Here is a 25,580-nt window from a genome sequence, read left to right as displayed (position 1 = left end):
AAAGAATGAATAAAATAATGATGACGGTGGCCTTCATGCTTGTAATGGTCACTTCGGTCTTAGCCCAAGACAAACCTGTAGAAACAGAAACAAACCAAAAAAGAAACGAAATTGACAAGAAGATTTACCAATTGGCTTTGCGATACAATGACCTGGCGGTCGCCAGAACAAAACTTTTTGAATTGATTGAAAGAAATCCGACCAACATCACTTATCCGGAAACTTTGACTTCGCTTTATTTTGAGGCAGGACAATATACATCGGCAGCCGTATCTGCTTTGGATATCCTGGAAATGAACGACAAAAGCCTTGTTGCCCTTGAAGTTGCTGCCAATTCATTGGAGCAGTTGGGAGCTTTGGATAAGGCACTTCCAAATTTTGAAAGACATTACCTGCTGACCAATAATCTCTTCAGTCTGTACAAAACCGCTTACATGCAATATTCACTGAACAGACAGGATGAGGCATTGAATTCCATCAATATGTTGGTCAAGGCGCCAAAAGCTTCTGAAGAAAAGGTTGGCTTTCCAAAAGCCGACAACACCACTCAGGAAGTAACCCTCAAGGCAGCAGCGCTTAACCTAAAAGGAATGGTCTATATGTACCAAAAAAATAAAGCAGAAGCTATTGCGGCTTTAAATCAGGCTTTGGAAGTCCAACCGGATTTTGAGCTTGCCATCGAAAACCTAAAAGAAGCCAATAAATTATAAGGGCGCTTCATTGACATTACCAAAAACAACAAAGCCAAATAGTGATATTTGGCTTTGTTGTTTTTCCCATATTCATTGCTTGATTAGATTTTTTCGATGGAGTTGAAAAGGATTTGCATCATTTCTTCCTTATTCTTGGAGATCCGGATCTTGGTTCCATCTTCCATTTCTACCTGTCCTCCATCGGTTTTCAGGATTTTTTTTATAAAAAAGGGATTGATCAAATGGGAATGATGGATTCTTAGAAAACCGTTTTTGGATAGTACAGATTCAAGACATTTAAGTTGTCTGGAGACTATGATGGGGAAGTCATTTTCAGCATAGATGATTTTGGAGTAGTTTCCGTCAGCTTCACACCTGATGATTTTGGAAACAAAGAAAATCTCATGACCTTCCAACGTCGGGATGGCAATTCGTTCTTGGAGGTAATCTCCGGATTTGCGTAGAGTAGGTTTTTTAACAGACTCCTCGATTTTGAAGGCATTTAGTCTGATGACTTTGTGATTGAATAAAAGGTTATTTTCATGTTCCAATGAAAATTGTAAATCGGTTGCCATAATGGAAAGGGTTTAAAAAACCTGTAGTTTTTTATGATTTAAAACTCCAGAAAATAATTCCCGAAACCCATACCCCAAAAGGTGTATTTTTTAGCATTTCGAAGCGTTCTTGATAGTCATAATGTGAATGAAATGTTATTTGTTTTTTACCATTATTTTTCGGTCAATTTTCTCTTAATATTAGTTAAAACATTATAAATCAGTAATTTATAAAATTTTTTTTTATCCTTTAATATTTTGGAATTAACATTTTGTTCTTCAAATGTTACTTTTTTGATAATACAATTTTATGGGTAAGTCCTTGATCGCTCCTTAGTTTTGGCATCAAAAAAGACCGCAATATGATTCAGAGATTTACCCCTTTTTTACTTCTTATTATAACTCTCTTGATTTCCTCTTGCCAAAGAGCTTCTGACTCAAATGAAGGCCATACTGTGGAGTTAACAGAAATCGTAAAACCGGTATTTGTGACAGATTCCGTTATCCATGATACCGATGACCCGGCCATTTGGATACATCCTACAGATCCTTCCAAAAGTCTTATCCTCGGAACAGACAAAGATGCCGAAGGTGCGCTTTATGTATTCGATCTCTTTGGTAAAAAAATAGATTCTCTGATTGTCAGAGGACTACAAAGGCCCAACAATGTTGATGTCGCTTATGGATTGAAAATGGGAGACAAAACTGTGGATTTTGCCGTGACTGGTGAAAGGATGACTTCGAAATTGAGGTTTTATTCTTTGCCCGATATGAAAGAAATCCAAGTCGGAGGAATCGAAGTCTATCAGGGAGAGACGGCTGAAATGTATCGGGATCTCATGGGTGTGGCCGTCTATCATGACAAGACAAATGGTAAGCACTATGTAATCGCAGGAAGGAAAACAGGGCCAACCGATGGGACCTATTTGTGGCAATATGAAATCAAAGGATCTGAGACAGGAATCACATTGGAGCTGGTCCGAAAATTTGGAAACTACAGTGGCAAAAAAGAAATCGAAGCCATTGCTGTAGACAATGAATTGGGCTTCATCTACTATTCAGATGAGGGAGTAGGTGTAAGAAAATACCATGCCGACCCGGCCAAGGGAAATGACGAATTGGCACTTTTTGCGACAGAGGGATTCAACCAAGATCATGAAGGAATCTCCATCTACAAATTGGATGATACTACAGGTTACATCTTGGTATCAGATCAGGAAGTCAACCAATTCCATGTTTTCCCAAGAGAGGGCGCCCCATCCGATCCTCATCAACATGACCTGATCACCATCATCAAAACTTCTACAGTATCAAGCGATGGCTCCGAAGTCACCAGTCTGCCCCTGAACAGCACTTTCATAAAAGGTCTCTTTGTGGCCATGTCAGACGATAAAACATTTCAGATATACCGCTGGGAAGACCTTGCGGGTGATATCCTTCAATTCAGAAAATAATAAAACAACCTAAAAATCATATGAAAAAACGTTTACAATATATTTTGATGCTGGGCTTTCTCCTGTTTTCAGGTGAATTATTAGCCCAGGCAACATTCAGGGGAAAGGTCATCGATGACCAAAACCTCTCATTACCGGGTGCCAATATCATCTTGGAAGGAACCAATAAAGGTTCAGTGACAAATCAACTTGGGGACTTTATTATTCAGGGCGTTCCGGCAGGAAATTACACGGTAATTGTGTCCTATTTGGGTTACATCACATTGACAAAAGAAATCACAATTCAAAACGGGCAAACGCTTGATATGCGATTCCAGATGATGCCGGGCGCTTTGGAAGGTGGTGAGGTTATCGTGTTTGGAGATAGGCTTAAGGGCCAAGCCAGGGCTTTGAACCAACAAAAGACAAATTCAAACATCACCAACATCGTCGCTGCAGATCAGATCGGTAGATTCCCTGATGCCAATATCGGGGATGCTATAAAAAGGATTCCCGGTATCACCATGCAAAATGACCAGGGGGAAGCCAGGAACATCATCATCCGTGGGATGGCACCTGAGTTGAATTCTGTTATGATCAATGGAGAAAGAGTTCCTTCAGCTGAAGGTGATAACAGAAGAATTCAGATGGATTTGATTCCTTCTGATATGATTCAGACGATAGAGGTCAATAAAAGTGTACTTCCGGATATGGATGCAGATGCTATCGGCGGTGCAGTAAATCTTGTGACAAGAAAAGCTCCTAACGGACTCAGGGTTTCGGGTACAGCAGCATCAGGCATCAATTTATTGACAAATAAACCTATCTGGACAGGTGGTCTGATAATCGGGGACAGGATTGCAAATGACAAATTGGGAGTGATTTTTTCAGGGTCCTACAATAACCATAATTTCGGATCTGACAATTATGAAGCTCAATGGGCGGAGACTGATGATCCCAATAATCCTGTTGTTGTAAATAATTTCGATATCCGAAAATATAATGTACAAAGGGTAAGAAGGTCAGCATCATTGGCTTTGGATTATGATTTCAATAAGAACCATTCTATTGTATTGAATACCATGTACAATTGGAGGGATGATTGGGAAAACAGATACAGATTTAGAGTTGACCGTACTGACAGGCCTTTTGAATCAGGAGATTTTACCACGTTGGCTCCAAATCTTTTTCAGATGCGTGGAAGAACTGCCATTCAGACAAAAGGTGGGATTGATAATGACAGGGTTAAGAATGCACGTCTGGAAGACCAAAGGGTAATCAACACCACGCTTTCAGGTAGCCATGTTTTTAACAAATTGAAAATGACCTGGAACGGAACTTATGCCAAAGCTTCAGAAGACAGACCAAACGAGCGGTACATCACTCACAGGGGAAATGCAGATGTTATTTTGGACATCAGGGATCCTTTTAAAGTTTTGACTACACTAGTCAACGAAGATGATGCATTGGGACTTGGTCTCAATGAAATCTATGAATCCAATAACAATACTTTCGAAGAAGACCTCAACGGCAGGGTGGATTTTACCATGCCGTATGCAGCTAACAAAGGAATTTTGAAATTTGGCGGAAGGGTAAGATCAAAATACAAGGAAAGAACAGACTCATACGATGTCTATGATCCGATTGTGGATTTGGGTGCGGGTGGAAATAATCTGGGTTCTTTGCCTTATAGCTTTCAAAATGACAGGGTGTTTCTAAATGGACCCCAATATGTTCCTGGCAGATTCGTAGATAAAGAATTTTTGGGCGGATTAGATCTAAAGAATGAATCTTTGTTTGATTATGAAGATGCTGTTGCAGAATATATTACAGGCAACTATCAAGCCTCTGAGACCATCACGGCAGGTTATGTAATGACAGATTACCAGTTCAACTCCAAGCTTTCAGGTATTTTTGGATTGAGATTGGAAAACACCAACCTGGAATACAGAGGTTATGAGTTTGATGAAGATGAGGAGACTTTCACCCAGTCAGCTTCCGTTACTCAAAATTATTCCAATTTTATGCCGGGAGCCCACTTCAAATATGATATCAATGAAAACAGGATTTTGAGACTTGCTTGGGCCAATACCATCGCCAGACCAAATTATTTTGACTTGGTTCCTTTTGCCATATTCAGTCCTGAAAACCAGTCTTTACAAAGAGGAAACCCAAACCTAGTACCGACTACATCAATGAATTTTGATTTGATGTTTGAAAATTATTATAAGTCAGTTGGTGTATTTACGGCAGGTGGTTTCTACAAAGACGTTGATAATTTCATCTACCAAAGCACCCAATTGAACGTTAACGATCCTCAGTTTGGTCAGTTAATTGAACTCACGCAGCCTGAAAACGGCGGAACAGCTAATGTCTATGGTTTTGAAACAAGCATCCAAAGACAGTTTGATTTTCTTCCGGGTATCTGGAAAGGACTAGGGATTTTTGCCAACTATACCTTTACTGATTCAAGAACATCAGGAATAGAAGGAAGAGAAGATGATGAACTTAAACTACCGGGAACAGCAAGAAACATGTTCAATGCTTCCTTGTCATTTGAAACTGAAAAAATTGTTTTAAGGGTATCTGTCAACCATGCAAGTGGCTATATAGACGAGGTCGGTGGTTCCAATTTTGAAGATTTGTATTACGACCGTCAGACATTCCTTGATGTCAATGCATCGTATGCCATCACCAAAAACTGGAGGGTATTTGCAGAGGCAAACAACCTGACCAATCAGCCTTTGAGGTACTATCAGGGAATCAGAGAAAGAACTGCCCAAGAAGAATATTACAATGCCCGTATCAATTTCGGGGTGAAGTTTGATCTATTCGATTAAACATTGTTCTTGATATAAAACAGAAAAACCTCCGATTTCCGGAGGTTTTTCTGTTTTATAAAATTTCTATTTAAAATAAGCCTAAAGACTTTCTCAAATAACCAATAACCATTAACCAAACAACCCATTTTAAGGCTTCAAAAAGAACCGCATTTTTTGCTTTCCGGTACTTCCAAGCCCAACATAAAACTTGATTGCCCGGACATTGAATTCAGGTGTCTGCCATTGGATATTGACGCATTTGTTTTCTTTGGCTACTTCCCGGATCCTGCGCATGATTTCTGCGCCTATTCCTGTGCTTCTGCATTTTTCATTCAGAAAGAGACAGTCCATGTACAAAAATGGAGCGGCATCCCAAGTAGAAAAATCAATCGTGAAGGTGGTAAATCCCTCTGCTTTTCCATCGATTTCTACAATCCAACAGTTCAGTTTTTTGTTTTTTCCTAAGATGGCTTCCCTGAGTCCTTCGATTTTTCCTTCAGGTGAATAGTCTGATTTTTCATGCTCGGCATGTGCAGCACATAATTTTACCAAGTCGGTTAAATCTTTTTCTTCGCAAGGTCTGATAATATAGTCCATGGATTTTTTTTGGATTAGAATGAAAGAATTTTCGATGCGTTAAAATGGGTAAAAAAATTGATATCTCTAAAAAAGGAACGATAAAATCATTTTTAATACTGGTAGCTGGGGTAAATGAAAAAGTAAAAGAACATTCCTGAAAATACCGAAGCTATGATGAAGCTGATCCCCAAAATTTTTGCGTAGTTGATGATTTGGTGGGTTTTGCCGTTTTTCTCTTTTACTGTTTTATACCCTCCCGGTATGTAACCCTGAACCACACCGAGTGTAGTCATAAAATAGGTCACCAATAAAAAAAGAATGCTAAAAAAAATTTCCATAAAGTGGTTGTTTTACATTCAATGTAAGAAATCAAAAAAGGAAAAACACGCCATTTTAAAAACTTAACATTCCCTTAACATGTAACTGGCATCAACTTGGCATGGGGGATTTAACGGCTAATACAATTGGTAGAAAAATTCGTGTAAAAAACCGTTTAAAACGTATATTTGAATTAGCCATTACATTTAAATTTAAAGTTCATCAAAAAGTTTATCAGGATATTTTTAAAGACTTTAGGCATCACATCAGCGGTTTTATTGCTTTTGCTGGTTGGTCTTTTCTTTTTTATCAGAAGCCCCTGGGGACAAAACATCATCATCCAAAAAGCGACTTCATTTGTCTCCAAAAAAACAGGAACCCAGGTCAGTATAGAAAAACTCTTTATCACTTTCGGAGGTAATATTTATTTGAATGGGCTTTACCTTGAAGATTTAGAGGGAGATACCTTGGTTTATTCCCATCATCTGGAAACCGGCCTGGCTATTATGCCTTTGATCAGGGACGGAGAAATCAAGGTTTCAAAAATCTGGTGGGATGGATTGGAGGCCAATGTCACTAGGGATTCGTTGACTGAGAATTTTAATTTTGATTTTTTGATCGATGCTTTCGTAACTCCGGTTGATTCTACAGAACTTGTTCAGCAACCGGACAGTGTTGCCGCTTTTCCAAACCTTACTTTTGGTTTGGTAGAATTGAAAAATTTCAAATTGAAATATTTAGACCAAACATTGGGGATCAACCTCAGGGCCCAATGGAAAGAAATCACGATCGATTCTGATAAATTCGATCTGAACAAGATGGACTTTGGCATCCAAAATATCCTCATTGACAATGCCGACATCAACTACCTTCAGACCCACGCTTTTCCTCCTTCTGAAAATCCGGATACGCTTTCTAGTTCTCCGTTGCCATTGTTGGCGCTGGACAAAGTAAGAATCCAAAACAGCAAAATTGAATACGGATCCATTCCGGATGGTCTTTCGGCAAAGATGGACATCGGGGATTTTTACCTATCCCTTCCCGAAGCCAACTTAGAAGAAAACAAGATTTTGGTTAAATCCCTGTCCTTGTCCGATTCTAAAATCGACCTCAGGTTAACCCCTACGAGCAATACGCCAAGTGTAACGGTCAGCCAAGAACAGGTTCCGTTTTCTTGGCCCGATTGGTGGGTGGAAGTGGGTTCCATCAAATTTGAAAATAATGAACTCAGTTATTTTTCGGGGGAATCTGAAATTAAAAAGAGGATTTTCAATCCTGATGCCATCACCCTCACCGGACTCAACTTTGAAACCCACAGTATTTTCTTGAAAGACCAAGAGGCAAAAGCTGTCATAGATTTATTGTCATTCCAAGAAGGCAGCGGATTGGCTATAGAAAGGCTCCAAGCCAAATTGGAGGCAGATGACAAAAATATTAAGATTGGAAAATTTGATACCAAAACAGCCAAATCTGTCTTCAGAGGGGATTTTTTGGTTTCTTACAAAAGCATGGATGCTTTTATCAATAATCCTGAAAACTCAGGTTTTGATATCCGCTTGCAGCAACTGGAAACTGATGTATCAGAAGCCCTTTACTTTGTACCGGAATTGGCAAGTGACATTTATTTCAAGGAATTAAGAAAAAATGGGATCAGGGCCTCGGGCAATGTTTCCGGCACAATGACCAATTTGAAAATCCCAAGTTTTGACCTTGCTTATGGCAAGAATACCAGCATGAGAATCAGGTCTGCACGGATCAGAAATGCCACTGACTTGGATAGGCTGAATGTCGATATTCCTGAAATGGTGTTCAAAACCAAAGGGAAAGTCCTTGAACCTTTTTTTGATTCGGAATCTTACTCTCTGCCCGAAAATATTCAATTGACTGCGATGGCGGATGGGAGTATGGCAGATTTCATGACGGATTTGTTACTGGAAACAAGCGATGGAACAGTTGCCTTAAATGGAACAATCTTAGAACAAGGAAGGTATTTTGTAAAATCGAATTTGGAAATAGTGGAGTTAGATCTTGGAAAAATACTTGAATTGCCTGATCTGAAGCCTATCAGCCTGGTGTCTAGCCTTGATGGCAAAGGAACAGGATTATATGACATGGAAGGTCTGATGAAAGTGGATTTTAGCCAATTAGCCTGGGCCGACGTCGATCTTTCAGCAACTGAGTTGGCACTTTCTGCCAAGGATACCGTGGCTACTTTGCAAATGGGATTTGCCAAAGAATACCTTGATTTCACTTTGAATTCCACAGTGAAAATTGACACAGTCTATCCGGAGTTAAATTTCCTGATGGAAGTCAAAAGACTCAATACCAAATCGATCGGGGCTACTAAACAAGATATCGATACTAAATTCCAAATTTCAGGAAACCTTAGCGGAAACCCGGAAGGAATTTCTGCTGCAATAGAGCTTTCTGATGGGACTTTTCACTTGGAAAACAGGGATTTCCCGATTGGGTTGATAAAAATGGACGCCACACTTTCAGATATATTGTCGGATCTAAAGGTCCAATCGGACTTTTTGGACGGATTTTTTACTGTCAACAGTTCTTTGTCAAATCTCACTTTGGCATTGGAAGATTATTTTAATCAGGTCATTGTCGGCAGGTCGGACTCTCTTTTTGTCGGTGAACTCGTGGCTGAGTCATTGTTCAAATTTCATCCCACACCATTTATTGACCAGCTTTTGTTGGCAGATATAGACGAAATGGATACCCTTTTGTTTGAGTTTGGGTTCAACTCCTCAGAACAAAGCATCCATTCACGGGTACGGATGCCTCATTTGCTGTACTTAAATGCCAATCTGGATACCTTCCTGCTTGACCTTAACGGAAATGCTAAGACCCTTAATTTTGATTTGGGATTTAACAGCCTTTTTTATGAACCGTTTAATGTGGGAAAAACGAGGATGCATGCTGATTTCAAAGACCAAATAGTAAATTTTGGATTTAATTCCCAGTATAAGGAAGATACGGTGATCAACCTTATGTCGGAGGTTACGAATCTGGGAGATACCATCCAAGTACGGTTTTTGACCGAGGACCTTATTTTCAACAAAGAAAACTGGGATATCCCTGAGGACAATTTGGTCACTTATTCCCCTAAGTCTTTACAATTCCAAAATTTTGTATTCTCCAACGGTGACCAATCTTTGGGCTTGAAAAATAATCTTATTGAGGAAGGTGAAGACCAACTCAGTATTGAATTCAAAAACTTTATCCTGCACTCCATTCTCGGTTTTCTGAATCCCGAAAATCCCCTTGCCGAAGGTATTGTGAATGGAAACCTAACCGCAGTCAACCCTTTTGGTGCCATTGGTTTTTTGGCCGATCTGTCTATCAGGGACTTTGAACTGGTTAACATTCCCCTTGGTAAATTGGATCTGAAAGCTTCGGCATTAAGCATCAAGGAATATGATTTTAATCTGGCTTTGAAGGAAGGCAAAGTCGACCTTGATATTTTCGGGACCATATTGGCAGATTCAGCACGGACAGACTTGGACCTTAAAGTCGATCTAAATGCACTGCAAATGTCAATTTTGGAAATTGTTTCGGATAGTGCTTTGAAGCAACCAAAAGGATTTATCAAAGGGGAATTTGAGGTAAAAGGGTCTGTTGCAGAACCGGTCTATAAAGGGGAAGTTGCATTCAAAGAGGCGGGATTTTTGGTCAGTCTGTTGAATACAAGTTTCACTTTTCCTGATGAGTTGATTGAATTGGATAATAGTGGGGTTTATTTCAAAAATTTTACAATCAAAGATGCATTGGGAGATGCCTTTGTGATCAATGGCAAAGTCCTTACTGAAAATCTTGCTGATGTCGGCTTGGACCTGAAACTTCAGACCAAAGGGTTTCAGGTCATGAATTCCACCCGGGCAGACAGTGACCTTTTCTTTGGCAAAGCATCGGTGGATCTTGATCTGCAGATTGGAGGAAGTGCCTCTTTGCCGGTAGTGAACATGCAGCTCAAAGTCAATGAGGGCACGGAAGTGAGTTTTATCGTACCGGAAGACCGCATTGACCTCGTGGAGCGGACGGGAGTTGTGATTTTTGTAAACCATCAGGATCCTTACGATATTATTTATAGAAGGGAAGGAGAATCGTTGACACAGGGGATCAAAGGCTATGATGTCAAAGCAAATCTCAAGATTGACCCAAAGACAATTTTCAATCTAATTGTAGATGAAAGGACCAATGACAACCTGCGAATCCAGGGTGAGGCTGACCTCAATATGTTGATGGACCCAAATGGAGACATATCCCTTTCGGGAAGGTATGAGGTGAAAAGCGGACATTATGAAATGAACCTGTTTAATTTGGTCAACAGGAGATTTGAACTTGCACCAGGCAGTACGGTGATTTGGAAAGGTGATCCCATGGATGCAACTCTCGACCTCACCGCCATCTACAATATCAGGACTTCTGCAGCGGAACTGATGCAGGCGCAGCTCAGTGGTACGGACAAAAGCACTGCAAGCCAATTCAGGCAGGTGCTACCGTTTATGGTTTATTTGAACATTGATGGGGAATTGATGAAGCCTGAAATTTCATTCGAACTGGATCTCGCAGAGCAGGAAAGGGGAGCTTTTGGGGGAAGTGTGTATGGCATGATCCAGCAGATCAACGAGCAGGAGGATGAGCTGACCAAGCAAGTCTTTTCTTTGTTGGTTCTCAACCAGTTTTTCCCGGTAGTGGGTAATGATGGTTCTTCCGGAGGTTCTGTCAATCTTGCCCGCTCGTCTGTCAGCCAGGTCCTTTCCAGTCAGCTCAATGCACTTTCGGGAAAACTCTTTGGTGATTCCGGATTCTCTTTGGATTTTGACCTGGATTCTTACACGGATTTCCAGACTGGGGCGGCCCAGGACAGGACGCAACTCAATGTCGCTGCCAAACAATCCCTTATGAATGACCGATTGGTAATTTCTGTCGGAGGACAGGTAGATGTAGAAGGTGGAAATCAGGAAATAAACCAGGGTGATGCGCTGTTTGGAGATGTGGGTGTGGAATACCTGCTCGATCAGAGAGGACAGTGGCGGGCAAAAGCATACCGCAAAAACCAGTTTGAATCCGTCATAGATGGTCAGTTGGTGGTGACCGGAGTATCTTTTATTTTTAATAGGGAATTTAATGCTTTTAAGGAACTTTGGAGAAAAAGTATCAAGGAAGCTGTAAAGAAAGAGGAGAGTAATGAGGTGGAGGAATCTGAAGAAAAGTTGGAAAGTGAAAAAAAGACAGGGAATGATTAGACAATTGGGAAACATATTGGTGTTTTTTCTCCTCCTGAATTTTTCATGTGGCGTCAAAAAGTTTATTCCAGAAGGTCAGAAACTGTACACTGGACATGAGCTTATTCTTGAGGCCCCTCTCTCCAAATCCGAAAGATCTTCGCTCCAAAGTGACCTCAATTCTCTTATCAAACCTGATCCCAACGGCAAAATATTGGGAGTTAGATTTGGACTCTGGGCACATTACAAAAGCAGCAAAGAGAAACCGGGATTTATAAATAAGTTTTTGGGCAAAAGATTTGGAGAAAAACCCGTCTACCTCAGTGATGTCCAGCTTGAGCGAACCACCAATATTCTGTTTAATAGACTGGAAAATTTGGGGTACTTTTTTGGAAATGAAAAATACGAAATCTTTGAAAAGGGGAAATTCGCCCATGTTGAATATACCTTGGAATTTGGTGAACCCTATCGACTCGAGACTTACCAGCTGCTCGGTGATTCTTTGGAAATCATTCAGGAGATCAAAAAAACCCTGGACAAAACAGAATTGGTCAAAGGAAGCAAGCTTGACTTGGAGGCTATGAAGAAGGAAAGGGAAAGGGTGGATCTGGACCTTAAATCAAAAGGCTATTATAATTTCAATGCGGATTTGTTGGTGTTCGAAGCTGATACAAATCAATATGAAGACCGGAGATTTGATCTTTATCTGAGACTCAAAACCAATACACCTGTTAAATCAAAATATCCCTATACGATCCGGGACATCAAGGTTTTTCCAAATTATTCCATCAGTGAAGATGTAGCCCATGAAGATACAGTCACGATCAACGGCATCGATATCATCCAGGCAGAGGAGGTTTTCAAACCACATTTACTTGAAAATTATATCCTTTTTAGAGAAGGAGCTAAATTCGACCCGCAAATTTCGAGACAAACTTCAAACAGGCTTTCTTCAATAGGTAGTTTTAGGTTTGTCAATATTTCTTTTGAAGAAACAGATAGCGTCAGGAATGAGGACGGAACCTATCCCCTTAATGCCAGGATTCTCTTGTCACCGCTCAATACAAGGGCAGTGCGGGCGGAAATCCAGGGTGTCACCAAGTCCAACAGTTTTGTGGGTCCGGCTCTGATTCTGAATTTCCAAAACAGGAACATTTTTAACGGTGGAGAGACATTCAACCTGACAGCGAAAGTGGGATATGAAGTACAGTTGCAATCAGGCGATAGAGAGGCCCAGCAATCCATCGAGCTTGGACTTCAAGGATCTTTGGTTTTTCCAAGGGTACTTTTTCCTGTTCCGGTGATGAACCGTTTCAAATTGTCCATTCCAAAAACCAGGATTACGGCGGGTATAGAATATCAAAACAGGACAGATTTGTACCTTATCAACTCCTATAATTCTTCGTTTGGTTATTTTTGGAACATCAACAAATACGTCTACCACGAATTCAATCCCATCAGTGTCAGTATAGTCAATTTGAGAAGTACTACTCCGGAATTTGATGAGATTTTGGAATCTAATCCTTTTTTGAGAAGGAGTTTTGAACAACAGTTTATTTTAGGAATGAATTACACTTTTAATTATAACCAGCTGGTAGATGCGCATAGGAAGAATGCCATTTTCTTTTCGACCACAATTGATCTTGCCGGTAATCTTTTGAAAGGAATAAATACCTTATTTGATACAGAAAATCCCGGTTTTGCATTTGGATTGGAATATGCCCAATACATCAAAAATGATATGGATCTGAGGTTTTACCACAAATTCACCAAAGAAACTATGCTTGTCACCCGGCTTTATGGCGGTGTCGGTGTTCCTCTAGGCAATTCGGTTTCACTGCCATTCGTAAAGCAATTTTTCGCTGGAGGTCCAAGGAGTGTGAGGGCATTTAGAATCAGGTCCTTGGGTCCAGGTACTTTTTTACCCGAAGGGGGAAGTACAAGCGGATTCTTTGACCAAGCAGGTGATATCAGGTTGGAGGGTAATGTGGAAATGAGATTTCCCTTTAACAAATACCTGAAAGGAGCCTTCTTTGTCGATGCAGGTAACATCTGGTTGTTCAATGAAAACGAAGCGCTTCCCGGTGGAAAATTTTCCAAAGATTGGGCCAAAGAGCTTGGTGTAGGTTCAGGGTTTGGTCTGAGGGTTGACATCAGCCTTTTTGTGTTGCGTTTCGACTTGGCTTTTCCGGTACGTAAACCTTGGCTTCCGGAAGATGACAGATGGCTGGATACTTTTTACATATTTGATCCGGCTTGGAGAAGAGAAAATATGGTCATCAACTTTGCGATAGGGTATCCGTTCTAAAATATGGATATATGCTGTGCGATATAAATGGATATATGCTGTGCGATATATGTTGATATAATGCCTTCGGCGATATAAGATTTTCCACCCTCAAACATTTCCTTTTACTTTCAAAGCTTGTCTCAGCCTAAGCCTAAGTCAGTGTCTTCACTGACTTTTTTCTTAACTATCAACAATGGTAGTTTGGTTACCCAAGTTTAATAAAGGGATTGGCCTTTGTTTTTGAAGCAATATCAATGAATATCAAGTATCCATAAATATCATTTTTTGGAAGACTTTCAACAATCAAGATAAAGATCACCTGGTTATCGGCTGAGGAAATACAGCCATGCTTTCATGGCCATTTTCACCGACTGATTGGACAGCAAAGAAATAATTGTCTTTGGAATAAGGAATGGTCAGGATAGTTGCTTCAGTGTAAAATTTCTTTTCCCAATTGGAAGAATCCGTTTCACGCATCAGCACATAATATCCTTTGGCTTTTCCTTTGGCGGGAGCTTCCCACCTGAGTGTGGAGGTGTTGCTCAGTTTTCTGACATCTATGCCGACGGATTGTGGTTCGGAAGGTGCTGAAGCCATCGAATACAATGAAGCCAAGTTGATTCCTGTTACTTTTCTCATGTATTCGAAATCGACGAACTCCGGTAAATCGCCGTATTGGATGCCGTTTTCTACCCTGACATTTTCATGCTGGTGGTAGTAATTTTCGTTCATTTCGCAAACCCTGATGGCTGTAAATCCTTCCCTTGCAAAAGGTGTGTGGTCGCCGCCTCTGAGGAAACGGTCGTTTCTATATACCAATTTCACTTCAAGCTGATCGACATATCTCTCGCCTACTTCTTTCATGTATCGGGCTAGCTGACGGGATTTGCTGTCATTTTCTCCGTTGGTGTATCTTCTGATGGCAGCCATTTGCTCCGTCTCCGCAGCAGGAACCCCCTCGGAAAAGATCCTGACCCGGGTATTGTCATTGATATTGGTTTCTGAGGAATTGCTGTTGCCGATCATGTCATTGTTGAGCATGGCGACGAGGTTCCAATTTTCTTTTTTGGCTTTCTCTGCAAGGTATGCAGCACCTTTCAGCCCTTGCTCTTCACCTGATACTGCGACAAAAATAATGGTTGAAGGGAAGGATTTTTGGGACATGATCCTAGCCAATTCGATGACTGCAGCCACACCTGAACCGTCATCATTGGCTCCCGGTGCATCGATTTCAGTGTTCATCACATCCAAAGCCCTGCTATCGACATGGGCAGAAATAATAAAAACCCGGTCATCGTTTGGATCCGTCCCTTTGAGCGTGGCCATGACATTTCCGGATTGACTGTCTGTAGGGATCCTTCTGCTGTCCGCAGGGATGGTATAGGTGTCGATAAAAGAAGTCAGCCTGCCACCTGAGGCAGCTTCAAAAGATTTGAAATGGTTTAAGACATATTGTTGGGAAGCTGAGATTCCTTCTTTTGGATTGTTTGGACTTAGGGTATGCCGTGTTCTGAATCCGGCAAGGTCCCGGACATATTTCTCCAGGTTGGTGGCCGAAATTTCCTTTACCATCTTTTCGATCTCAGCATTGCGGTGGATAATCTGAGTCTGGGCAAAAGCAAAATTGAAAGTGAAACAAGCAAAGAGGAGTAAAATTTTTTTCATAATCTGAAATGCTCAAGGTGAATGGGCTAAATTTACCCGTAGAAATCTCAATTATAAACCAGAATTACATGAACGAATTATTAGTGCCCCGCGAAGGAGAATACGAATCCTATTACACCGGCTATGTCAATTGGGTCATAGGAAAGGATATTCCCTCCCTGCTCTCTGAACAAGTGAATGAGATCAGGAAATTTTATGAGCAAATGGGAGAAGAAAAAAGCCTGCTCGCCTATGAAACGGGAAAATGGACAGGCAAGGAAGTTTTGGGACATATCATCGATACCGATAGGATCATGACATTTAGGGCTTTGTGCTTTGCACGGGGAGAAAAAGCTGCCCTTCCTGGATTTGATCAGGACCAATATGTGGTAAATGCAGATTTTAACCATATCCCGCTTTCAGCTTTATTGGAAGAATTTGAATTTTCCAGGAAGGCATTGGTTTCGCTTGTAAAGAACCTACCGGAATCCTCCTACACCAATATCGGAAATGCCAATGGTTTCCGGGTTTCTGTCAGGGCACTGATCCATATCATTGCAGGACATGCGGAGCATCATATAAATGTATTGAAGCAGAAATACGTCTGAACTAGGATAGGGCAGGAAGGGTAATGAAAATTTAACCTGATCAATTGGGTAAAATTGATTAAGTTTGTCGAATTTATCCAATCAAAATATTTTAAAAATGATGCAAAGAACACGCGCACAAGAATCACGGGCCGCCATTGAAAAACTCTACATTACAATGAGACACCTTTTTATGAGAGGGTCTTATAAGCCGATGGGAGTTTCAGGTGAATCGCTTGTAGATTCACTTTTGGTGCTGAGTCCGGAGATCTACGGGCTATTGGGCAATGAGGAAAAAATTGAATTAGACGGATTGTTGTACGTCATGGAGCGGCTTCCAAGGGGTATCGAACAATGCCGCTATATCAGGCTGATCAGTAGGGAAGGATATGAGAATTCAACTTTTTCAGCGATTATTCCTGCCAAGCGAAAAAGAAACTGCTACCGGGTAGATCAGGATCAGATGTATGTGGAGATGACCAGGGGTAGATCTGACATCTACGATATTTTGACCCACATTACTTTTCTGTACATAGAGTCAGAAAAAATCAAAACCAACAGCACAGACCACAAAGGCAGGTTTGACCTGAACTGGGAGATGTTGGAAAAAACCGTTGAAAAAGAAGTCAATGGGGAGGAATTTGATAAGGAAGTCGCCTGTTCCTATCTCAGTCATGTCATCGGAAGGACTTTTGATGAAACACATGAGGCAGTTCAAAAATTTGAAACTTCTCCGCACACAAGCAGTCTTTTTTCAATAGTCTATCATTTGGGGAAGCTGGCCATGGATGAGTTTTTCAATGGCAAAGACCGCGAAATCTCCTTTTCCTCCACCTTGAGACAGCGGGTAGGACACCATGTATATGGGGAACTTTGGGCCAATACCATCAAATCCGTGCTGTTTGAACAAGGATTGATAGAAAGACCTATCCACATCATCTCGGCCAATCTCCACAGCGTGACCAATACCATCTACGGTCATCAGGCATTGGGATTGAATTCATTTGAGGAAATAGAAAATGTGGCGATGGATATCAGTACCGGTTCCAAAACCAACAAAGGAAAGGAAATATGGAGCTTTGCCCTGAATAATGGACTCATAGAAGTCCATGATGCTTCGGGCACCAATATTAATGTGCAGGTCATCGATACCTCCAAAATGTCCAACGATTCCCTCATCCCTGGGGTCAAAATCAACAAGGACGACAAGAAAAAGCCGGTAATTCTGATTATGGATTATGCTTTTGGTGAACAGGCATACGAGTGCTTTGATGAATTGCTCAAGCCTTACGACCATATCAATGGCAAATCCTATCCATTGAATGTTCTCTCCGCTTCCATCATGGGCAAAGCAGGGATTCTTACCGGAAAAAAGGGAGACATCATGATTCCAACGAGCCATGTTTTTGAAGGTACAGCGGACAATTACCCCATCAAAAACGAGCTGAAGAGGCAGGACTTTGAAGGATTTGGGTTGGGAGTCTATGAAGGAACCATGTTTACGGTTTTGGGGACATCGCTCCAAAACAAAGATGTCCTGAGTTACCTTATGGAGTCAAGCTGGCAGGCCATAGGATTGGAAATGGAAGGGGCACATTATCAAAAGGCCATACAGTCCCAAAGTAAGATCAGACAAAACATCACCAAAAATGTAAAAGTACTCTATGCCTATTATGCTTCGGACAATCCTTTGGAGACCGGAAGCACGCTGGCATCCGGCGCATTGGGCATGGAAGGGGTGCGACCGACTTACTTAATAACATACAAAATTTTGGAAAAATTATTTAAGTAAATTATAGTATTTATTTTATTACGCTTTTTTCTTCTTAGACAGAATTTTCTCTTGGTTTTTTGAGGAAGTTCTGTTTTTTTATTTTGACTTAATCCATAAAATATCGTTGTGCTTTAAATCATACTATTAAATGATTTTGATCATGTTTTAATGAGATGCATATCCTCAATTTAGCATCATCAAACAAACACAACTGATTATGAAAAACAGAATGAAGAAGATATCAGCGATAATGATTTTTATCCTGGTATCAGCAATTTCGGCACTTCAGGCACAAACCAAGTACACACTTTCTCCTTCTCCCACTTTAAAGATTGACGGGGGTTCCTCACTTCACGATTGGACCATGACCACAAATACTGCGAAAGGCGAAGCTCTTTTGGTAGTAGAGGGAAACCAATTGAAAAGCGTGAAAAGTGCATCGGTATCAGCCCAAGCAGAAAGTCTCAAAAGCGGAACGAAGGGTTTGGACAACAATGCTTACAAGGCGCTTGACACTGGTAAGAACAAAGAAATCAGGTTCACATTAAGAGAAATCACAGGCAGCGGAAGCAGCTTTCAGGCAAAAGGCGATTTTACAATCGCAGGCGTGACCAAGCCGGCATCTTTTCCGCTGAAGGTGACCCAAAGCGGAAACAAATTCACTTTTGAAGGAAGCTTTGATACAAAACTTACAACGTTTTCCATCACCCCGCCAACTGCTCTGATGGGAACAGTAAAAACCAGAGACGAAGTAAAAATTTCATTTAAAACAACATTTCAACCTATCAATTAAAACCTTTACATCATGAAAAAGTATTTTATTGCTGCGATCGCTTTTGTGGGATTATCTTTATCCACACTTGCCCAAGGACTACAGAGAGACTTACAATTCTGGAGACCTTATGACCAAAGAGGTATCAATATTTTCGAAACCGGAAAAGCTGATACTGTAGACTATGAAGGAATGAAAGTCCGTATAGGTGGACATTTCACTCAACAGTGGCAAAATTTGAGCCATTCAAATACTGCAAACCCTGTATTGAATGCAAACAATGTGAATTTGAACCAATTAATTGATATTGGTGCAGGAACCAACCTCGCCACCGCCAACCTTAACATTGACGTGGCCTTGGCAGATGGTTTGAGATTGAACTTGATTGCTTACCTGTCTTCAAGACACCACCCGGAAACATGGGTAAAAGGTGGCTACTTGCAGGTTGACAAACTGACCTTCCTGAACGTGGGTAATACCGACTGGTTTGATAAATACCTGACTTTACGTGTAGGTCACATGCAAATCAACTATGGTGATGCCCAATTCAGAAGAACTGACAACGGTAATGCTATGTACAATGCCTTCGTTGGAAACTACATCATGGATGCCTTTACCACGGAAGTTGGTGGTGAGTTGTTCTTCCAATCCAACGGTATCCTGGCAATGGCTGCTGTCACAGGTGGTGAAATCCAGGGTGGTGTAACCAATCCGGCCGCAAGAAAGCCTTCATTTATCGGTAAATTGGGTTACGACAAACAACTTTCTGACGATTTGAGAGTGAGATTGACAGGTTCTATCTACACCACTTCAGGTTCAGCAAGAAACACTTTGTGGGGTGGTGACCGTGCAGGTTCAAGATACTACTTGGTTATGGAAAACACCTTGGCATCTACTTCTGCTAACTTCACCTCAGGACGTATCAACCCCGGTCAAACAAATAACATCACTGCCTTTGTGATCAACCCCTTCATCAAATTCCACGGATTGGAACTCTTTGGTAACTTCGAGCAATCAACAGGTAGGGCTGCCAACGAAACAGTGGACAGAACTTGGAAACAAACAGGTCTTGACTTAGTCTACAGATTTGGAAGAAGTGAAAAATTCTACGTAGCCGGAAGGTATAACGAAGTTAACGGTAAATTGGCAGGCTCAGGATTGGATGTAAGCCTAGACAGAATCCAGATCGGTGGTGGCTGGTTTGTAACCAAAAACGTCCTTGCCAAATTGGAATACGTTCAACAGAATTACAATGACTTCGCTGCCACTGATATCAGAAACGGCGGTAAATTCAATGGTCTGATGATCGAAGGTGTGATTGGATTCTAATTCTAAAACAGCATGATGCGTATCCTTCTAGCCCTAATTTTGATTCTTCTGAATCCTGAAAAAAAAGAGAGAGAGGTAATAGTCACCAAAAAAATGATCACGGTAAGTGGTCAGACCTCGATCGGTGGATTCAGTTGCGATTATTCAAAAGAAGGCTTGAAGGATACGTTATTTATTGACTTTGTGGGACCAACAAAAGAAATGGTTTTTGACATCCCGGTTCAGGATTTTTCATGTGGTAATTTTTTACTGAATAGAGATTTCAGAAATACCGTCAAATCAGATAAGTATCCTTCTGCCAAGGTCAAAGTACAAAACCTCAAGTCCAATTATGGACATTATACCTGCGACCTTTCAGTTACTTTGGTAGGTAAAAGACTTGATTTTCCTTCTCTGGTTTTGAAAAGGGTACCTGAAGGACTCCATGCCAATCTGGTGCTGAGTTTTGATGACCTGGATTTGGAAGCACCCAAAAAAATGGGTGGAATGATTAAAGTAGAAGAGAAGCTTACCTTGGATTTTACCTTGGGTTTTTGATTTATCCCACCTCTTTACTCGCTTTTTGATTTGAATTATTGGTAGTAAAAAGAGGTTTTCCTTCATCAATTTTCTCAAGAGAAAGCTGAAAGTAAAATCTCCTCATTTGGGTTATTTAGATTTCGGCTTTCAATATTCCACATCAATTATGAAAAAAATCAAACCTTTGGTGCTTTTTCCAATAGTCATTATTTGGATGGCATCATTTATATATCCTGCCCAAGGCCAGACAGATTACACCTTGACTTCAAGCGAACTAAAAATCATCGGAAAGTCCACTATCAGGGTCTGGACCATGACATCCCCGAAGGCTTCAGGTCAGGGAAAATTCACCATGGAAAGAGACCAATTACAAGGAATCCAAAGTCTCACAGTAGAAATGCCTGCTGAAAGCTTGAAAAGCGGCACCAAAGGATTGGATAAGCACGCCTATGAAGCTTTGAAAACAAGTCAGTACCAAATTGTAAAATTCACCCTTCGGGAAGTCACAGGCAGTGGCAGCAGTTTGGAAGCAAATGGGGACTTAACGATTGCCGGGGTTACAAAAAAGACTAGTTTTCCGGTCAAAGTCAGTCAAAGCGGTAATCAGATTAATTTTCAGGGTGAGATTCCCATTAAATTCTCCGACTTCAATATTGTTACACCCACAAATTTCATGGGGCTGATTAAGACCCACGATGACGCACGCATTGTTTTCAATACCGGTTTTCAGCCAAGCAATTGATTTCATTGTTTAAGCCATTTTTCGCTTCCAATGGGCCTTGTTTTGAGAGTTGTTTGTATTTCTTAGTACAAATGGATTTTATTAAAATATGCCATGTTGAAAAATCCCAAAAAAATAACTCCCGATACCTACGGGAAGGGAATTCTTGCTTATGAAAAATTCATCGATTGGATGATTGGAAGAATGGACTGAACAGATTTATAAAGATTGGCAGAAATGGATTAGATTTAGATTCCCAAAACCGGTAAGTATGAATGTGACGTTTTTCTTTTTGCTTTTTAATCTATTTGTTGCTTCTGAGGTTTCCGAAACTTATGTGATAAAGGAGAAGAGGATTTCTGTTAAAGGAAAAACTTCTTTGGGCGGATTTAATTGCCGGTATGTAGAAAAAGGATTGAACCAATCATTAATAATGCATCCCCAAAATGGAATGCCTGACCTTGACCTTAATGTAATCGTGGAAAATTTCGGTTGCGGAAATTTTATACTTAACAAGGATTTTCGCAAGACCATCAAAGCAAAAGAATACCCGACCGCCAAAGTCAGGGTCACCAATTGGGTAAGGAAAAGCGGGAAATTTTATTGCAACATGTTTGTGACTTTGGCAGGCAAGCAGCTTACATTTAGAGACCTTGAATTGGTAAGGGTCAAAGAAGGTGTCAAAGCAAATGTCGATATCCAATTTTCCCAATTGGGATTATCCCCGCCTAGCAAGATGGGTGGAATGGTCAAAGTTGATGAAAACCTTGACCTTGAAATAGTTTTGGCTTACTCAGTTCTTTAGATTTCTGCCTAATTTATATCGACAAAAGCTGAATTAGAGCATTGTCTACTTTTTCAAAATCAAATTTACTGATTGACTTTTCCATTTTTGTTTTGATTTCGGCAGTACATAGGTTCCCGATACTTCCTTCATGGGTATGGGCTACTTTGTTTTGGTCCGGATGAAAATCTCCTTTTTCAATGTCCAATCCGACTTTTTTGTAAGCATCCCGGAAAGGCATTCCATTCAAAACCAAATCGTTGACTACTTCCACGCTGAAGGCATGCTTGAAAAATGGATCCGCGAGGATGTTTTCTTTTACTTTGATTTCATTGAGCATAAAAGTGGTCATTCTGATACAATCCAATAAGGTTTCAATTCCTGGGAATATTGCTTCCTTCAACAATTGGAGATCCCGGTGATAGCCCGTCGTCGTATTGGTCAGCATCAAAGTGATGGTGTTTGGGATTCCCTGAAGTTGGTTGGTTTTGGCCCGGATCAATTCAAATACATCCGGATTCTTTTTATGTGGCATGATGCTGCTTCCGGTAGTCAGGTCATCAGGAAATGAGATGAACCCAAAGTGCTGGTTCATAAAAATACAGACATCCGCTGCCAGTTTGTTCAATGTTCCGGATATGCCGGCAATGGCAAAAGCAATTGTTTTTTCTGTTTTTCCACGGCTGTTCTGTGCATTGATGACATTGTGGTGAAGGTCTTCGAAACCCAGTAATTTGGTCGTCAATGTCCTGTCCAAGGGAAATGAAGAACCATAGCCGGCAGCCGAGCCAAGAGGATTTTTATTAGAAAGTTTGTATGCTGCCTGCAACAAATCCAAGTCTTCTGTGAGGCCTTCGGCAAAAGAACCAAACCAAAGCCCGAAGGAAGATGGCATCGCTAATTGGGTATGTGTATACCCCGGCATCAGGTCATTCTTGTGTTTTTCAGATAGATGGATCAATAAGCCAAAAAGTTCTTCAGTGGCTTCGACGATTTCTCTGATCGCGGCCCTGTAATACAGCTTCAGGTCTACCAAGACCTGATCATTTCTGGAACGGCCGCTGTGTAGTTTTTTCCCCACATCACCATACCGGTGAGTCAAAAGAAATTCCACTTGTGAGTGGACATCCTCCACGCCTTTCTCGATTTTGAATTGGCCTTTTTCTATTTCCAAGTAAATTTCTTTCAGACCTGTTTTTAGCAAGATCAGGTCATCAGCATCCAAAAGACCGATTTTTTCCAACATGATGGCATGTGCCATCGATCCCAAAACATCAAATGGGGCCAAGATTGCATCAAATTCAGGATCTCTGCCGATGGTAAATTTTTCAACTTCAATTTTTGATCCTGTATTTTTTTGCCAGAGTTTCATGGTTGGATATTGAGTTAATGGTTATTGAGTTATTGGTTATTGAAATATGAGTCCGGTCGAAGATAATTGGTCCACAGTCCATAGTCGATAGTCCACTGCTGCTTCATTGGATATTCAAACCTTGTCTTATTCGGTGAATGGTAATTTGGGTTATGGTTATTGAATTACAGTAGAAATAGAATTGAAATAAGGTAGAAATAGTACTCGAGTAATTTTAGGGTAATTGAAAGTATTTTTCAAGTAAAGCAATGTATCCTTGGATCCCTTCTTGGATTTCTTTTAGGTAAATAAATTCATCAGCAGTATGGGAACGGGCAGAGTCGCCGGGTCCGATTTTGACTGAGGGATAGGGAATCAGTGCTTGATCAGAAAGTGTAGGACTGCCGTAGGTTTCCAAACCCAAAGTTTTTGCGACTTCAAGGATTTTATGTCCTTCAGGTACTTTTGAGGAATTCAGCCTAAGTGATCGCGGGGTCAATTCTGCCTGAAGAATATTTTTCAGTTCAGCAAATACCTCCTCCAAAGTATAACTATCCGTGACCCGTACGTCGAGGGTGTAGGTACAGACATCCGGAATGACATTGTGTTGAGAACCTGCCTGAATGATGGTGGCGGTCACCTTGGTATTCCCCAAATAGGGAGAGATTTTTTCGAATTGGTAATCCCGGATTTTATTCAAATCATCCAAGGCTTTGTAAATCGCATTTTCTCCTTCTTCCCTTGCTGCGTGCCCTGCTTTTCCTTTTACAATAGCGTCAATGACGAGCAGTCCTTTTTCTGCCACCGCCATTTGCATCAAAGTCGGTTCTCCGACGATGGCGAGTTCCAATTCCGAAAGTTCGTTCAATATACTTTCTATACCGTTTTTTCCTGATATTTCTTCTTCAGCTGTGGCCGCCAAGATTAGGTTATAGGGAATTTCTTTTTCATAGAAATAACAAAAAGCCCCAATCAAACTTACCAAACATCCGCCTGCATCATTACTTCCCAATCCGTAAATCCGGCCATCTTCTAAGATTGCTTTGAAAGGATTTTTGGTATAACCTGCGTTTGGCTTGACAGTATCGTGATGGGAATTGAGAAGGATGCTGGGCTTTTTAGAATCAAAATGCCTGTTATAAGCCCAAATGTTATTTCCTTTTCTATGTGTTTTGATGTTTTTCTTTTCAAAAAAAGCGGCAATAAGGTCTCCGGTTTTTTCCTCCTCCTTACTCATAGAAGGTGTCTCTATCAATGAAGCCAACAAAGCGGTGGTTTCCTCATAAAGGGATTGAAACAGTGGATCGGAGTAATTCATTTCGAATTTAAAATTCACTTGACCAAGGGTCAGTATAAGTCGTACCGATGTTTTTCAATGGTGGTGCCGGATAGTTTTCCTTTTGAAGCCAAAAGCAGGTTTTCTGCTTTTCCGATCCAAACAAAGTTGACTCCCTTGTTCAAGGCGGCGAAGGCATTGTCCAATTTTGGGATCATGCCGGAGTGGATCACATTTTCCTTTTTGAGCTCAGCGTAGATTTCCTCATTGATCATAGGGATGATCGAGTTGTCATTTTGTTCATCGATCAAGACACCTGATTTATTGAAGCAATAATAGAGGTTGACTTTATGGTTTTTGGACAGGTTAGTGGCGAGTTCTGAAGCTATGCTGTCAGCGTTGGTATTGAGCAATTGACCTTTCTTGTCATGGGTAATGGCACAAACCACCGGAATGATATCTTTTTCAAGGAGCATTTGGATCAAGTCTACATTGACTTCCTTGATATCCCCTACAAATCCGTAATCGATCGTTTTGACTGGTCTTTTATCTGATCTGATCAGGTTGCCGTCAGCCCCTGTCATCCCTAGTGCGTTTTGTTTCAGTCCTTGGAGTTTGGAGACAATCTGTTTGTTGATAAGACCTGCATATACCATGGTCACGATATCCAAGGTCTCTTTGTCAGTGATGCGTCTTCCATCGACCATTTCAGGCATGACACCCATGCTTTCCCCAAACTTGGTTGCCATGATACCTCCTCCATGTACAAGTATTTTCTTTCCCGGAAACCTTGAAAAAAGGAAAAGGAATTCTTCCAGTTTTGCCGGGAAGTCAATGACATTTCCTCCGATTTTGATGACGCTGATATTCATGGTTCAATAGGTTTGGAATTTAGGAA

19 protein-coding genes are annotated in these 25,580 nt (G+C 40.9%); 12 read left to right on the top strand and 7 right to left on the bottom strand.

All coding sequences use genetic code 11. The features are described 5' to 3' along the window. Window positions 1-5: 5 nt before the first annotated feature. Window positions 6-710, top strand: a complete 705-nt coding sequence (locus DQW11_RS04840) for a tetratricopeptide repeat protein (RefSeq protein ID WP_113922838.1) — start codon at window positions 6-8, stop codon at window positions 708-710. An 83-nt stretch (window positions 711-793) separates the two neighbouring features. On the opposite strand, the gene DQW11_RS04835 is transcribed toward DQW11_RS04840, so the two are convergent. Continuing rightward, complete coding sequence (locus tag DQW11_RS04835) at window positions 794-1,267, bottom strand: LytR/AlgR family response regulator transcription factor (RefSeq protein ID WP_113922837.1); 474 nt, start codon at window positions 1,265-1,267, stop codon at window positions 794-796. A gap of 341 nt (window positions 1,268-1,608) precedes the next feature. Between DQW11_RS04835 and DQW11_RS04830 the strand changes: the two genes are divergently transcribed. Both DQW11_RS04830 and DQW11_RS04825 read left to right on the top strand, forming a co-directional pair. Continuing rightward, the gene (locus DQW11_RS04830) at window positions 1,609-2,700 is read left to right on the top strand and encodes a phytase (protein WP_113922836.1); all 1,092 of its coding nucleotides are present in this window, start codon (window positions 1,609-1,611) and stop codon (window positions 2,698-2,700) included. Window positions 2,701-2,720: 20 nt separating this feature from the next. After that, window positions 2,721-5,519: a TonB-dependent receptor gene (locus tag DQW11_RS04825; RefSeq protein WP_113922835.1), complete on the top strand. Its 2,799-nt coding sequence runs from the start codon at window positions 2,721-2,723 to the stop codon at window positions 5,517-5,519. A gap of 129 nt (window positions 5,520-5,648) precedes the next feature. On the opposite strand, the gene DQW11_RS04820 is transcribed toward DQW11_RS04825, so the two are convergent. After that, complete coding sequence (locus DQW11_RS04820; RefSeq protein WP_113922834.1) at window positions 5,649-6,098, bottom strand: GNAT family N-acetyltransferase; 450 nt, start codon at window positions 6,096-6,098, stop codon at window positions 5,649-5,651. A 92-nt stretch (window positions 6,099-6,190) separates the two neighbouring features. Next, on the bottom strand, window positions 6,191-6,418 hold the full coding sequence (locus DQW11_RS04815) for a hypothetical protein (protein WP_113922833.1): 228 nt from the start codon (window positions 6,416-6,418) through the stop codon (window positions 6,191-6,193). Between the two features lie 258 nt (window positions 6,419-6,676). Between DQW11_RS04815 and DQW11_RS04810 the strand changes: the two genes are divergently transcribed. Then, entirely contained in the window at window positions 6,677-11,656 is a 4,980-nt protein-coding gene (locus tag DQW11_RS04810) for a translocation/assembly module TamB domain-containing protein (protein WP_113922832.1), read from the top strand. Continuing rightward, window positions 11,649-13,943 (top strand): translocation and assembly module lipoprotein TamL, encoded by a 2,295-nt coding sequence (gene tamL / locus DQW11_RS04805; protein ID WP_113922831.1) that lies wholly within the window; start codon window positions 11,649-11,651, stop codon window positions 13,941-13,943. Before DQW11_RS04810 ends, tamL begins: the two co-directional genes overlap by 8 nt. A gap of 297 nt (window positions 13,944-14,240) precedes the next feature. Here tamL and DQW11_RS04800 read toward each other — a convergent pair whose 3' ends face one another. Then, window positions 14,241-15,590: a M28 family metallopeptidase gene (locus DQW11_RS04800; protein ID WP_113922830.1), complete on the bottom strand. Its 1,350-nt coding sequence runs from the start codon at window positions 15,588-15,590 to the stop codon at window positions 14,241-14,243. Window positions 15,591-15,658: 68 nt separating this feature from the next. Here DQW11_RS04800 and DQW11_RS04795 point away from each other — a divergent pair, with 68 nt between their 5' ends. From DQW11_RS04795 to DQW11_RS04765, 7 genes are all read left to right on the top strand, one after another. Beyond that, complete coding sequence (locus DQW11_RS04795) at window positions 15,659-16,177, top strand: DinB family protein (RefSeq protein WP_113922829.1); 519 nt, start codon at window positions 15,659-15,661, stop codon at window positions 16,175-16,177. Between the two features lie 100 nt (window positions 16,178-16,277). After that, complete coding sequence (locus DQW11_RS04790) at window positions 16,278-17,948, top strand: DUF6909 family protein (RefSeq protein WP_113923218.1); 1,671 nt, start codon at window positions 16,278-16,280, stop codon at window positions 17,946-17,948. Window positions 17,949-18,147: 199 nt separating this feature from the next. Next, on the top strand, window positions 18,148-18,723 hold the full coding sequence (locus DQW11_RS04785; protein WP_232826679.1) for a YceI family protein: 576 nt from the start codon (window positions 18,148-18,150) through the stop codon (window positions 18,721-18,723). 12 nt (window positions 18,724-18,735) lie between these two features. After that, window positions 18,736-20,031 carry a hypothetical protein gene (locus DQW11_RS04780; RefSeq protein WP_113922828.1) on the top strand — a complete coding sequence of 432 codons (1,296 nt, stop codon included), beginning with the start codon at window positions 18,736-18,738 and terminating at the stop codon, window positions 20,029-20,031. 12 nt (window positions 20,032-20,043) lie between these two features. Continuing rightward, entirely contained in the window at window positions 20,044-20,568 is a 525-nt protein-coding gene (locus DQW11_RS04775) for a hypothetical protein (RefSeq protein WP_232826678.1), read from the top strand. 148 nt (window positions 20,569-20,716) lie between these two features. Next, on the top strand, window positions 20,717-21,292 hold the full coding sequence (locus tag DQW11_RS04770; RefSeq protein ID WP_113922827.1) for a YceI family protein: 576 nt from the start codon (window positions 20,717-20,719) through the stop codon (window positions 21,290-21,292). Between the two features lie 250 nt (window positions 21,293-21,542). Next, complete coding sequence (locus DQW11_RS04765) at window positions 21,543-22,076, top strand: hypothetical protein (protein ID WP_113922826.1); 534 nt, start codon at window positions 21,543-21,545, stop codon at window positions 22,074-22,076. Window positions 22,077-22,089: 13 nt separating this feature from the next. Here the strand turns inward: DQW11_RS04765 and argH are convergent, their stop codons facing one another. From argH to argB, 3 genes are all read right to left on the bottom strand, one after another. Then, the gene (argH, locus tag DQW11_RS04760; protein WP_113922825.1) at window positions 22,090-23,427 is read right to left on the bottom strand and encodes an argininosuccinate lyase; all 1,338 of its coding nucleotides are present in this window, start codon (window positions 23,425-23,427) and stop codon (window positions 22,090-22,092) included. Between the two features lie 214 nt (window positions 23,428-23,641). After that, window positions 23,642-24,724: a M20 family metallo-hydrolase gene (locus DQW11_RS04755; protein WP_113922824.1), complete on the bottom strand. Its 1,083-nt coding sequence runs from the start codon at window positions 24,722-24,724 to the stop codon at window positions 23,642-23,644. A 29-nt stretch (window positions 24,725-24,753) separates the two neighbouring features. After that, window positions 24,754-25,554, bottom strand: coding sequence for an acetylglutamate kinase (argB, locus tag DQW11_RS04750; RefSeq protein ID WP_113922823.1), 801 nt, complete (start codon window positions 25,552-25,554; stop codon window positions 24,754-24,756). Window positions 25,555-25,580: the final 26 nt, after the last annotated feature.

Source organism: Cognataquiflexum aquatile (genome assembly GCF_003316845.1).
Classification (GTDB): domain Bacteria; phylum Bacteroidota; class Bacteroidia; order Cytophagales; family Cyclobacteriaceae; genus Cognataquiflexum; species Cognataquiflexum aquatile.
This window is presented reverse-complemented; position numbering and strand designations above follow the sequence as displayed.